This window comes from Allomuricauda sp. ARW1Y1, from assembly GCF_013407935.1.
Lineage (GTDB): Bacteria > Bacteroidota > Bacteroidia > Flavobacteriales > Flavobacteriaceae > Flagellimonas.
In genome coordinates this window covers 18,320-32,377 of sequence record NZ_JACBZU010000003.1, presented here as the reverse complement: position 1 = coordinate 32,377, position 14,058 = coordinate 18,320, and the positions used below count along the sequence as shown (strand labels likewise).

The 14,058-nt window shown below is 40.8% G+C and carries 6 protein-coding genes; all 6 read right to left on the bottom strand.

The genetic code is table 11. The features are described from left to right. Nucleotides 1-376: 376 nt before the first annotated feature. Nucleotides 377-757: a hypothetical protein gene (locus GGE08_RS09215; protein ID WP_179384606.1), complete on the bottom strand. Its 381-nt coding sequence runs from the start codon at nt 755-757 to the stop codon at nt 377-379. A gap of 206 nt (nt 758-963) precedes the next feature. Further along, nucleotides 964-2,727 carry a WG repeat-containing protein gene (locus GGE08_RS09210; RefSeq protein ID WP_179384605.1) on the bottom strand — a complete coding sequence of 588 codons (1,764 nt, stop codon included), beginning with the start codon at nt 2,725-2,727 and terminating at the stop codon, nt 964-966. A gap of 19 nt (nt 2,728-2,746) precedes the next feature. Beyond that, the gene (locus tag GGE08_RS09205) at nt 2,747-9,328 is read right to left on the bottom strand and encodes a carboxypeptidase-like regulatory domain-containing protein (protein ID WP_179384604.1); all 6,582 of its coding nucleotides are present in this window, start codon (nt 9,326-9,328) and stop codon (nt 2,747-2,749) included. A gap of 143 nt (nt 9,329-9,471) precedes the next feature. Continuing rightward, the gene (locus tag GGE08_RS09200) at nt 9,472-12,150 is read right to left on the bottom strand and encodes a hypothetical protein (protein ID WP_179384603.1); all 2,679 of its coding nucleotides are present in this window, start codon (nt 12,148-12,150) and stop codon (nt 9,472-9,474) included. Further along, entirely contained in the window at nt 12,140-12,901 is a 762-nt protein-coding gene (locus tag GGE08_RS09195; protein WP_179384602.1) for a DUF805 domain-containing protein, read from the bottom strand. The genes GGE08_RS09200 and GGE08_RS09195 overlap by 11 nt, the downstream gene beginning before the upstream one ends. Before the next feature lie 314 nt (nt 12,902-13,215). Beyond that, nucleotides 13,216-14,055 (bottom strand): RteC domain-containing protein, encoded by an 840-nt coding sequence (locus GGE08_RS09190; RefSeq protein ID WP_179384601.1) that lies wholly within the window; start codon nt 14,053-14,055, stop codon nt 13,216-13,218. Nucleotides 14,056-14,058 lie beyond the last annotated feature (3 nt).

Below are 14,058 nucleotides of genomic sequence, written 5' to 3'. Positions count from 1 at the left end.
CACCTTATCGGTTTGTTTCCTTTTGATGGCCCTTCCACTGATTTGACTTTCGTTACAAAACTCTACAAGCTTTTTGGAAAAATTTCCCAAGTAAATACCAACTTGGGAACGATTTTTTTCCATCCTATTTGAATCCCTTTGATCCCTTTTAAACTTTAGTGAGCTATCCAACGTAGAAGCAATTGGAAAAAACAGCCCACAAAAACCCCTAAAAACCAAAATTCCCAAGTTGGTACCAACTTGGGAAACGAAATGCCCTGCCACAAAACGATACTTTATATTGATCCGAAACCCTATTCCACCAATACCATCAAGTCCGCATGCCACATGATCAATTCAAGACCATTCTGTTGAAATGTGTCGATCAACCGGACGGCTATTCTTCGATACGATTAATCTGTGTGAACTCAAAAAAATGCGCGCATATGTTTTCAGTTTCAAAGGTTTCGAAAGCATAGCCATCGAATACTACCCTGGTACCATCTTCTTTGAGCTCTTCCGGCAAATTACAGCCCCACAACAGACCTATGGTAAAGCCTTCAATAGTACCATCATACTCAATCACATAAATAGTGTTGCAGGACAAAGGATTGTCCGAATCGGGGGCTATCACAGTGCCTGTTCTATTGGAAACGGTCCTTGTCACCCTTCTATTCTCCTCTTGAAAACATCTTGGCCGTAAGCCATCATCATTGGAACAGGCCGTCAAATAGACCAAAACAAACACAATCAAAAAGAGCCATCGGATAGCAGGCATGGAAGACAGTTTTATTTAAATGTAAGGATTTAAACCCGATCTAGGTTTCATGAGTTGGACACATCAGTCTTTCGATATCAATGTCCCTTTCAGTACTACTGCTAAGTGAACAAGTCATCATAGCGCAATGAGTTTGCGATAAAAAGATTGCCCTACTTAGAAAGAAGGTCTGAGGCTTGCAGCGGTTGGTCTTGCCCTATTGGTATTTAATTGAATAGGTATCGAAATTTTTCTGCTATAAATTTCTCCGATATTTCCATATCAATACTGTTGGCCTTGATATCCGTAGCAAAATATGCTCCGTTGTATTTTACAAATACGGTATCCAAAGGGCGTCCTGTAACATAAGGCCATTCCCAATAGATTTCCTCATATTTAATTGGGTGCACTATGTTGTTTTTTCGGTCAATGGTACCAAATAGCCCGTCACGTTCCACTTTAATCAATGTTGGGTTATTGTAGATGATTTGGTCATACTCCGGTGGTACTGTGGTCTTCCCATCTCGATCGATTAGTCCATGTTTTCCATCCTTTACCACAAAATGTTCGTTTGGCCCATATTCCACCCAGTTCGAAATGTATTCATATTCAAAGGGTATGACGGTTTTCCCTTCTTTGGTGATCAACCCAAGTTTTCCATGTTGGCCTGCAATAAACCTGTTGTTTTTATCATAATAACACGGTCTGAGATAATCGTATTGGGGAGGGAGAACTTCTTTGCCCTCTTTGGTGTATAGACCAAAGGAACCCTGCTTTTCCACAATCAAATATTCCATCCACCTATCCGAATAAATAAAGTCGTTCTCCATAGGGATGACCACCCTGTTTTTTGAATCGATGACACCATATTTTTCATCACGGCTTACTATGGCGTAACTACGACCATTGACCTCCTCAAACTTATCTATGGAATCATATGTCATAGGTATCAATGGCGTTCCATTGTAGTCGGTCACACCAAATTTTCCATTGTCATCTTTTAAGATCAGTGTACCGATGGTTATGGAATCGTTCTTGAAATAGTTCGGAGTTATGGACCTATAGGTAATCGGTAATATTTCGTCTGCAGTTGCGTCCATTATCCCATACAATCCACCAGATTTAACCCTATATCTCCCTGTTGGATAAGGGAAGCTTTCTATGGTGTCATATATTGGCCGGAGAATAAATTGTCCCTCCCGGTCAATCAGGCCAAACTTTGAGGAAGTCTTCACAATGGCCCTTTTTGAGCCATCAAATGCGTTGTACTTTTCAAATTTGCCAAAGGGAAGAATTGGTTCAAAATTTTCATCGATATAACCGAGCTTTCCATCAATACTTACCAAACAAGGACCGTTCTTGAAATAGGTGTAATTATGTTGGTTGTGCAATCCTCCTGTTATTGCATCATATTGGAAATCTGTCAATTGTTCTCCAGTACAGGAGAAGAAAGCCCATTTTTGACCCATCTGTAGGCAGACCAGGCTATCGATTTTAGTGTACTGAGCGCCATCATGGATGATTGGCACCACAGTATTTCCCAATCTATCGATAAATCCCCATTTTCCATTCACTTTGGCTGATGCAAGCCCACATTTATAAAAGTAGCTCTCGTTATCGAATTTATGTGAAATGATTAAGTTCCCTTTACGATCTAGGAAACCCCACCTACCATTTTTTTTGGCCGGAGCTAGACCATTTGAAAAGACCCCCAGATCTTCATATATGAAATTAATGAGTGTGTCCTGATGGATATTGATATAACCTGACTTCCCAGAACTATGTGCCAATATCATGCCCTCGGCATCGATTGGGTTTAAAAACTCGTACTTGTCAAGTGGAATCAGGGTATCCCCATAATTGTCCAGATAGCCCCAAGACCTGTCCTTATAAATTCTTGAAAAGGACTGCTCTTTAGATTGTGACTCTCCCTTGGGCTTACAACTGTGAATTATTGGAAGTAGAATGATAACAAGGAGAACGATTCTCATTTTGTACATTTTAAATCTATTATTCTACTTTTAATCTCCCACCTTTCGTATGTCCAGAAAACTCAGGGGCATACATGCTTTGCAAAGTCGCTATTCCAGTACCAAAGTTCCCACTGTTATTGACCCTCAACTGATATTCAAGAATGTATGTCCCCTTCGGGAGACGGTCGAAGAAAAAATGGGTCGCGACATCTTTTGTGGATTGATAATACCCTAGTCCGTCTTGCCATTTGTATTCAGAGAGTACATCAGTGGGCTCTAAACCAGAAGCTCTTAAATCCTTAAGGTGTACAAATTCCAGGTCCTCGTTGGAAGTAATTTCCAATCGGATGGTGAGTAGGTCACCAAGATTTAATTTTAATTCTGGACCTAGTGGTCTCAACTTTTCTCCATCCGTGGTTTTTTCGGTGAGGAATATGTTTTTTCCAATCATCAAAGGAGCATCATCGGCATCTACGATTTTGTCCAAATCCAAGAAGTATTGCCAATATATTCCTCCGAACCCGGAAACCTTGCTCTTATTTTGAATTTTGACCTCTGCTAGTTCTGGTGATATCTCCTCCTCGGACCAAACAATTTTCATATAACCGGTACCTGCTTCTTTCTCGGTCTGATCCATTTTTTTGGTTTGGATCTTTTGGTCCCCTATCAAGATGGAGGTGTTGTCGGCTACCGATAACCAATCGTTTCCTTGGATGAGCAATGCGTAGATGGCTTCCGTGGTTGCTTTGGTGGTATCCCACTGATGCGTCCTTTTGTTTTTTAATAGCCATAACTTTAAGCCATCAATGGTTGCATTGGTCGCCCCTATTTCGGTAAACGCCTCTATAAGCAACGCTTGGGTTTCAATGGGAGCCTGAAACCAATACCAACCTGATTTATTTGCCTTCCAATATATTCCGTTCTCTTCACTGTGCACTGCTTGTTCGTCTAGAGCCTCCAGAATTTTTTTAGCAATGTCCTTCTTGCCAAACCTGTTCATGATGAGCGCAGTCAATCCTTTCTCATAAAGCGGTTTGGTCAACCATTTTTCCTCGCACAACGCAACGTTCTTTTCTTGTATGGATTTTAGTTCTCCGGTTACTGGATGACTTTCCAAAAAGAAACTTCTGGCATAGAGGTAATGGATATCGGCTTTGGTCAAAGTAATTTGGGTAGAGTCCACGGCCTCTTTCAGCTTTTGCCTATAGTTCTTGACAAACTCCATGTCCAAATACTTCAAAGAGTTTTCTATAAGTTCTTTGGTATGGGAACTATTTTCTCTCGTCACGTTCATCTTTTTCAAGTGTCCAAATCCGGCCACGATGTGCCTGGTGATAAAATTACTTTCACGACCTCCGGCAAACCATGGGAAACCTCCAGAAGCCAATTGTAGTTCTTTCAATTTGTTCAAGGCTTGGGTCTGATGGTCAGTTAGGACGTTCTTTTCAAAGAGCCTACCCAACCTCGCTTTGTTTTTACTTTCATTTTTGGCATCCCTTGCCCAGGGTGTTTCAGCAATTAAAATGGATTGTAATTCTTCATTTTTTTCCAAGGCACTTTTCTCTTGCCCAGTATCTGCCCAACTCTGAAATACTTCGGCTATTTTGGGATTGCTGTTTACAATATGTTCCGCAATGGCATTGGCATAAAATCTTGAAAAGGTCTGTTCTGCGCATTCGTAGGGGAATTCGATAAGGTAGGGCAGTGATTTTAGGGCAGTCCATGCTGGATTTGAAGTGTATTCCAATGTAAATCGATGATGTTGGAGCGATGTGGAATTTTGTGTTTTCAATTGCTCCAGAACAACTTCTTTCGTGCTATTGGGCAGCACCCAAATGGGTTTGGATTCGGTTATCAATATCCTGTTGGACAAAACGGGAATGACCATACTTTCCCCATCACTTTTAGTACCGGATTTGGCCAGCACTTTAACCTGTACTGCGTTAGTGTTTTCAGGGATATGGAGCTTCCAGAAAACGTTTGCATCGCTGTTGGGGGAAATATTGAAGTTTTGGGTTTGGTCATCTCCAAAGACGTTCTGGTCCAATGGTTTCATGGTTTCCGCATCGAACAGTTGCAGGATGGCAACACCGGATTGCGGATCGGAAGTGAGATTGCTGATTTTGGAAGAAAATACCAATGTGTCCTTTTCCCTTAAAAAACGTGGATAGTTTGGAACAAGGCTCAGGTCTTTCTGGGTTATTGCTGTTTTTTCCAATTTGCCTATCTCTAAATCCTTGGTATGTGCAAGCATCATAAACCGCCATTTGGTCAAAGCCTGAGGGGAATCGAAATTGATATTGATGGCACCATTGGAATCCGTTGTGAGATTGGGCAAGAAAAATGCAGTCTCTTTTAGATTGGTTCTGGCCTCTACCTGTAGGGCATTTTCAAGACCTTTTTTGGTTGTAATGATGACCACACCATTGACGCCTCGTGAACCATAAATAGCCGAGGCGGAATCGCCCTTTAACACGGTAATATCCTCAATGTCGGAAGGAAGAATGGTCACTTCATTCAATCCATCAGGACCAAATTCTACAGGAACACCGTCAATGACAAAGAGGAGCCTATTTTTAGAGTTCAAGGAGGTCATTCCTCGAATGATGACTTCAGCTCCTGCACCTGCGTTTCCGGCCGCTTCGGTAATCTGTACTCCGGCCACTTTACCGGCAAGTTTGTTTTCAATAGCAGCACTTATACTGTAGGCATTGATATAAACTGCACCAGTCAAATCTTTTTTGCGCTGAACCCCCAGAGCTGTGATAACGACTTCATCCAAAGCTTGGGAATCCTCTTCCAATGCTATGTTCACGGAGTTGGATTGCGTGATGGGAACCAGTTCATTTTTAAAACCGATATAGCTGAACACCAATTCGGAACCCATGGGGGCTTCGATGGAATAGAAGCCATCGAAATCGGTCTGTGTACCTGTGGTGGTCCCATTTACAATGACGTTCACACCAGGTAAGGGTATCCCGTCCGAATCCATCACAATACCACTGATGTTACCTTCAGCCTTTGGAGGTTGATATGTCTTGAGCTTGAGTTTTTGGAGATAACGGCCATTATCATATTGCGTGCTTCCAAAATCCAGTCCAAACCAATTGAGCTGATGATAGTTTTTAAGAAAAGTAAGTACGTTTAGTCGTGGCGTGTAATGGAACTTTCTAAAATTTGTGGTTGTAAAGGAATAACCATCATCTATTCTCGGTGCATAGGCACTACGGTAATATTCATATCCCAATCGGTTGTCCCAATCGTGCTGCTTAAATTGGTCCAGAGAAGTATCGTACATACTTGCCAAGACTTCCGCATTGGCACCCTTGTTATCTGAATTGGTAATCTTGAAACTCCATGTTTCTTTTGCATCGGGAACTAGTTTGTTTCTAAAACTCATCGTTTCGATGGTCAGCCCTTTAGTGACTTCGGGAAAATCTACCGCAAATTGTTTGGAGTAAAGACTATTGAATTTTACAAAATACAGATTGAACTCCAATTTGTCCTTATAGCCTTTCTCAACGGGAACCTTTATATATGAAGTCCCTTTTTTAATGTCAATTTCATTGCTGTACACCTTCTTTTCATTACAATAACCATCCAAGAAAAACTTAAGGTTCTCTGCTGCGGTACTAATTTGAAGGTGTACGAAGCCATCTCTTTTATAGGCACTATTGACAAGTTTGTAATCAAAAAGTTGACTTTTGGATACGAATGCCTCGTTATTGCCATATACATCAAACCCTTGTTCAATTGTGACCGTGTCTTTTAATTGGTCCACAGCGGTCAGTGTGACAGTATAGGATCCGGCTTGCCATGCCTTCATATCCCCCAAATCGATAACTTCCTCACCATTAGTTTCGATTTGTTTTCTGAGTACCATTTCTACTTTGGACCAATGTTCCTTTAGGTCGAGACTATCAAATGGCTCATGGGGGAAGAGCTGTCGATACCTTTCCTTTTCCATTATCTGCCCTTCGGGCAAGCCCCAAGGTTTTTTTCGGAATACGTAATCAGGTTCTTTTAGCTTAAATATCGCTATCTCCAATTGGGCGGGTATGGGTTGGGAATTCAGGTTTTGAGCCGTTACACTGATACTATTGGATTCTTCTTTGTTCAAGGTGGAGGCCATCTTAAGATTGGCCTGTAGGTTATGATAGCCTACACGGACCGTGGTTTCGGCGGACCTTGTTTCTCCATTGATGTCAGTGACATCCGCTGTGATGTCATAGGAATAAATGGGCTTGTGTGTTTTGGAAACGGTAGAATCTGGAATGGATACAAATGGAATTTCAAAGCTTCCTTCCCCATTTGTTTCAACCTTACCTTGGGCTATGATCTGCGGCTCACCTTGATAGTATAGACTACCCCTCAATGAGGTCAAATTTCGTTTTACGGTGTATTTGACCTTCGCATTTTTAATGGCCGTACCAAGCAGTGCATTGGCATTACCCTTGACCACAACGGAATCCCCGACCAGAAGGTTTTCCTTTATGGCTTCAAAATTCACTTCAAAATGCGGTCTTTTGTATTCCTCTACTGAGAAATAGACTTCGGCCATTTCAAAATCATCGATTTTGTACCAGTAGGGGTCTTCATCCTCTTCATCGGTTCCGTAATCTTCATCCATTTCGATGGAGAACTCACCTGTGAGCACATTACTGGGTATCTCATATTGGCCATGGACGGAACCATATTCATTGGTCTTTAACCGGATTTCTTTGATTTCCTCATTGTTGGCATCATAAATGAACAAGGTGACCCAAGTGTTCGGCACAACATTGGTTTTTCCCTTTTTTTGTTCCGTTAGGATTCCCTTGAAATAGAGGGTTTGTCCCGGACGATATATACTTCGGTCCAAAAAGAGTGACATTTTGGCCAGGCGCTCATCCTCATTATTGGAATAGTTGCTTTTTGAATATAGCCTTTGATCATAGTTTATAATCGTGTCATGCTCTTTGATGGCCATGACTTTTAAATCATAGAAATCTTTTTTAGGTCGTTTTACCGAGAAGGAACCCTTAGCATCGGTCTCACCCATTTTAAGGTAGTCTTCGTCATCTGTCAGGGTAAGTTTGGCTCCGGGAATTGGGTGTCCGTTTGACCGGTCCAGTAATTTAAAATCAAGACTGTTTTCGGCCATGGTGGAGAGCAACACCAAGTTTGTGACCTGGACTTTTTCATACGCATATATTTCATTGAGTGCCATTGGATTTCCAACTTTGGATGCAATGATCAAGTGACCGCCCATAGGGAGTTCAGGAAAGTCAATCTCTAGGTCGTGACTATAGAAATCCTTTTTCTTTTCTAGGCTATAAAACCTATTGGCAATATTTTTCGTGGTTTTGATCACGTTCAGTGCAAGACTGTCACGCTTATACGAGTAGGTGTCCGTAAAGTATTCGTTGGGGATAGGATATATGGAGATATAAAGGGAATCTACATTTTTAAAAGTGACCTTTCCAAGAAATGGTTTATTGGGGACGATATTTTTCTCCATCTCAATATCCAATTCTTGTTTTTCAATCTTGGTCTTTAAAATTTTGCAGAGCAGACCACCATCCGAGTTTGGATATTTATCGATGACTTCTTTGCACAGGTTATGGGCCCTCACCCTTTGTTCCGCAAGTATTGGGTCCATTTTTGCATCGTTACTATTGGTCGCATTGAACAGGCTTTCCGCGATTTCATAGGCTATGATTCCGGAGACTCTATGGTCAGGATATTTTTCATACAACCGTTGCAATGCGTTCAAGTACAATCGATCTCTATTTTCCAGAGGAGCGTTGTCCCTAGAAAACTTCAATCTTTGGATCACCACATCTACATATGCAATGGTGTCCTTGCTTTTGTGAAAAGTTTCCAGTTCTTGGAACAGTTTTAAGGCCCTTTGGTTCGAAAAAATACTGTCAACGGTTTTGAAAGGCTCTTTGACAAATTCTTCCGTGGATGCAAAAATTACGGGGTTGTTGAGGAAAAACCGTTCTTCTGGCCTATTTACGTACCATCGGTCGATCTTATGGAAGGCCAGGACCCTGTGCATCAAAAAATCGTAGAGGGTAGGCCTATACTTATTGGAGGTATTGCTCTCCGTTAGAATTGCCTTGAATTGATCAATCGGTATTTCCTTCAGCTCATTGGCATGCTGTAAGGATTGTTTATGGAGTTCTCCTATATGGGCTACTAAAGTATTGGCATCCCACTTTTCAAAATCATCGGTTTCTTCACTGTTTAAAGTTTCCGTTCTGTTTCGGATTTTATACTGATTGTGGGCGAGATATTGCTCCAAAAATCCTGCATATACAGATATAAGCAGTGCATCGGTCGGAAATTTGGAAGTGTTGATGTATCCCTGTATTTCTTTGATAACCTGTTGCTGGGCATTTTCCTCAAGCAAAAGTGCGAACTTGGATTTGTAGATGAAGCTCTTGACGATTTGATCACTATCGTTGGCTCTGTTACTCTTTTTAAGAATCTTATCTACAATTTCGGAGGCACTTTTAAACTTCCCTTCAAGTTCAAGTTGTTCAACTTCCTTCCAAAGTGTATCATAATTGGTTTGAGCTAAAGCTCCCTGAAATACAGTGATCAATAGAAAAAGGAGTATTGTTTTTTTCATGCTAGTTACTTTGCTTCTAAGTACCAAAATGAGTCGCTGAAGTACAAGTGCCAATGAGTATACCTATCATTTGGGTTAGGGAGAGGGATCAAAACCATGGATTTATACTAGCTAATTCGATGTCCTCTAGAATTATTCAAATCTCACTGAATTTCCTCTGCCGTTGTATTGATTGTATCGTTTACAGTTTCCCGATTGGCGTCCAACTCTTTCTCTAAATAATACAATCCGTCCAGGTAAGGGGTATATTGTGTGATTGCGACCCCAAGACTATTTTCGGCTAGTTGGCCCTGTTTGTTAAAACGCCTCACCTCTGCAAATAGACCGGAAGGCCTCATGATATACTCATATATGGCAGTGCCATATTCATCCTCCATTAGGGACAGCTCCTTATCGAATCGCTTTACTTTGGAGAATTCACCCATATCGGCCCATTCATATACAATTTTATGGTAGCCGGAAGGTCCTATTACAGGCTGACGGTTTTTATCCAAATAGCTATGGGACTCGGTATGCCCCAGTTCATCCAGAACCCAAGTTTGAATCGATATACCACTCGAATTATTCGTATATCTATCCTGTTCATCCAAATATTCATAACCTGTGATTTGCTGCCTCTTGTTGTAAAGGGTATTAATGGCACTGATACCCTCTGGATCCTTGGTTCTCTGGTTCAAGGAATTGAAATATTCAGTTCTTGTCAGTTTGTTATACTTATTATAAAAAAATCGGGTTATCGCAACTCCCGATTTCAACTTTCCTTTTGTATTGTACTCATATTTGATTGAATCGAGACCTGCACGATTTAAGAGAAAGCGTGTTTTGAAAGCTCCATCAATCAAGCCAGGTTTCATATTAATATCATAATTCGTCCGCTCCAATAACCCCCCTTTGCTATTGTATTTGTAGATGTTATAGGTAATGCTGTCAACGGCATGCGCCAATTGATCCTGAGTATTGAAGTAGGTAGTCTTTACCTTATTCCCGTTCTGGTCATATTCCCAACGGATTATGGCAACATCCGTCTCGAAGGCTTTAAGCGCGCCAATAGAGTCGTAGCATGCCGTTTCTATTTGGTTGCCTTGGTCATCATATCGATATCTGTACTCCACCACGCCATCATCCGCCTTTGCAAATTTACCGGCATTGTCGAGGTAGCTTTCAGAAACAACCAAACCCTTCTTGTCAAGGCTTTTCTTGATTATGCCAACATGGTATTGGTTATGGATGATGTCACCATAGGCATTAATGTTATATTCCCTAATAATGCTATCCCCCTCGTGGACAAACTTTATTGCCCCCCATTGGGTATCACTGTATTTGAGCACTTTACCTGGATAATAAGAAGCTTCGAATATGATTTTTCCAAGTGAATCGTATTCATATACCTTCTCGAAATAATCATCATTGGCCACTATGGGTCGGTGTCCTTTGTTGAATCTTCTAATTCGAGTCTCCCTATCATAAAGGTCATAGGTATATTCATATATCGATGCACCGTTCTGGTCATAAGTTTTATTTCCATTTTCGTCCAGTGATGTCACTCTTATAATATTTCCCCTTTCATCATGGTCATAGGCCAAATGGTAGTCGTTTAAATGAAATGCGAAATCTCCATTTTCGTCATAAAGCCTGTATTTGGTCTTTTTGTGGTTCTCGTCGAATTCAAGCTCACGTTTGGCAATAAATTCTTTATCGTTCTTTAATTTCTTTTTTCTATCCAGATTGATAAAGACAACGGTCCGCTCTTCTTCATCCAATATTCTTTTTTCGTGATAAACCCCCTCTTGATTTGGGTTTATCTTTCCTTGTTTATCATAGTATGTTGCTGTATACGACTGCTCGTCACGATTATATTTCCACTGGGTTTCGTATACTGAATTCTGGCTGACCCTTTCCCCTTGATGGTTAAAATAATGAACGGTCAAATCTTCCGCTTCATTCACATAAATCTTTACCAAACTGGTTTCCAAATCTTGATTGTAACTTTCATTGGGGTTCAGATAATGAATCTCAAAATCTTCATCCTCTTTTTTCAAGACCCGAGTTATTGCAGTCTTAAAAAGACCTCCGTTGACCAATTTGCCATTTTTGTAGAATTTGATGACCGTTTCATCAAGATTACGATAGAACACCTCATAGGATTCGCCAAACTTGATATCATTCTCACCAATCGGATAAGAGGTCAGAACCTTATTAGTATGGGTTAAATAGATATGACGATAAAATTGTGTTCGATTCTTACTGAAATTATAATAGCTGAGAATATCCTCATTTTCATAATAAGCAGTCTCCCTAAGCCAATCGTCTATTTGAAGTTCCCAGTATCTTTGTCGGTCGGTATGGACATTGTGACCTGTAATACTATCGTATACGTCTTGAAGGCTATCCAATTTTTTTGAATATTTTTTGTGCAAGGATTCCATGGTTTCAAAGGATAGGCCCCCAAGCCCTTTTGCAACAATCTCTTTTCTCAACAATCTGGCACAGTATTCCGTAATATTGAAATGGTATTGTTCATGGACCAAAACATTATATCCATCATACGCATCCCTTAGGCGCTCGGAAAGGTTGGGATTCATGTAGGCATAAACCCTGGAATTTTTATCCGTTATCAATTTAGGGCAAGCAATATTGGAATATATGCTTGCCACATAGTCTTCTTCCATGGACCTGACCAACTCAAAATCATTCCAGACCAATGGTCTTTCCGACCACGTAACAATAGCTTTGTTGCCACCTCCGGATTTATAGGTGAAGCCAAACGTGATGATGACCATTATCAAGATGACGGATAAAATGATATGGTGCTTAATTTTCATAGGTAAGGGAAGATTTTCTGAAAATGACTTTATAAAGCTGAAAAGAAAAATAGGTAAGGCACAGTAACAGGCCCACAACGATCAATTCAAAAAAGATGGCTTGGACATAAATTTCGGTAGCTCTGAAATAAAGGGTGTACAACCGGACCAAAACATAAAATACACTCGAGTAAATGACCCTTTCCTTGAACTGCCCTTTTCCGTCAATCTCAAAAGCATGGGAATTATGGTTCATGATCAAAGCAAGAAAATGACATGGAATAACGGTAAGCAATATATACATGAACAGTTCGATGTCTGAGACATTGAGATATTCCATTAGCATTGCTGCCAAGAGCACATTGATAAGGATTGGACTGCTCAACCGTAGCATAGAATGAACAATGGAAAGCTTCCCTGATGGTAACTGTAGGGAATTCTTCTCTGAATCTCTACTGGAAACGCCTACTTCCTTGGGATTTCGTCCATATCTGTTAATTCCACTTTTACCGTCTTGGAACACCATTAACAGACCATAAAAAGGGATGAACTGATAAAAACCACTGTTTCCCAAATCGTGGCACCGTTTAGCGCCCTGGGCCAATAAGAACCATATCAATACCGAGATGAAGGGGTAAAAAAAGAGTGCTGCTGACGGAAACTCTTGCCATAAAAATGACACGCCCAGATAAAGAATAAAATAGATCAAATAGCTTAGACCGTACTCTAACCGTCTAATACGGCCATCAAAAGAAAATGGATTTTGGAACATTTATGTAGGTCTAGTAGGCTATTCTTAAGTTTAGTTTTTAAAAATAGTGGAATATTTTTAATTAGGAAATTTCTGTCTTTTTTAAACACTCTTTTTTCGTTGAATTTCGTTTTATAAAGTTTATAGGATTATAAAATGACAAAATTAGAACTGCGAAACACTGACAAGTTTATATCAATTTGAACACGGTTTTGGGCCCGGGTAATTAATCTAGAGGGACCATGGGGTCCAATTAAAGTTGACCGTTTGTTTTTCAACAACAACTTCACCCCAGCGTAGGAAAACCCTTTTAAAAATGAATATAGCACCTAAGCCTATTCTTCCAAGTTATCCATGCGTTGATTGAGCATCTCGATAAGACGTTCCAAGAATCGGGTCCGGCTGCTCTTGCGGGAGCGGATATCGATAAAAGTGTGGTAGTAATTGCCCAGGTCGATGTTGTAAAAGTATTCGAAATGCGATGCCATTTCCTTGATATCAACGGTACCTCCATTGATACATTTACTGGTATGAAGGGCATAGAGCAGCTCGATCAAATCGGTCTTGCTGCCCGTCCAAAATAGTTTTGAAGGCTTTTCCATAATAGTGTTCTTAGTAGGTTCCATATTGTTGTTCAAGTCGTCCACTTCCTTTCTCAGGTACACAATGAGCATATCGTAGGCCATTATGGTGGCCACGGTACCATCCTGGCAGGTAGAAAAGGCATCATCGATCAGAAAGTGAAAGGATTCCAAAGGCAAGCGCAGGTCCCGATTGCCCCGAACAAAATACTGTTCGTCCATGGACATGGCCCCGCGCCGGTAATAGTTGTAGAATTCAAGGTTATCGTTAAAGAAGGTCTGTAGCTTATCGATCTGTTGCTGTAGGTATTTGATTTGGGCCACATCCTTTCCGCGCGGGCGTTTGCTCTCAATGCTAAAGAGCCTGATATAATAAATGAGCTTGCTAAAGATTTGGGGCTTGACATGCTTGAAAAAATAGATCTCGTCGGCCTGCGTCTCAAAGTCCTGGCCCACGATCTGCTTTTGTAGCTTACGGATACATTTCTCGACCAGGGCTATGCCCTTCTCCGCTTTAAACAGGATATCGCCATTGCCATTTTCCAAGGCCTCCAATTGTCCCTCAAAGTCTGAAAGCAGCTTCTGGTATTTCATGGT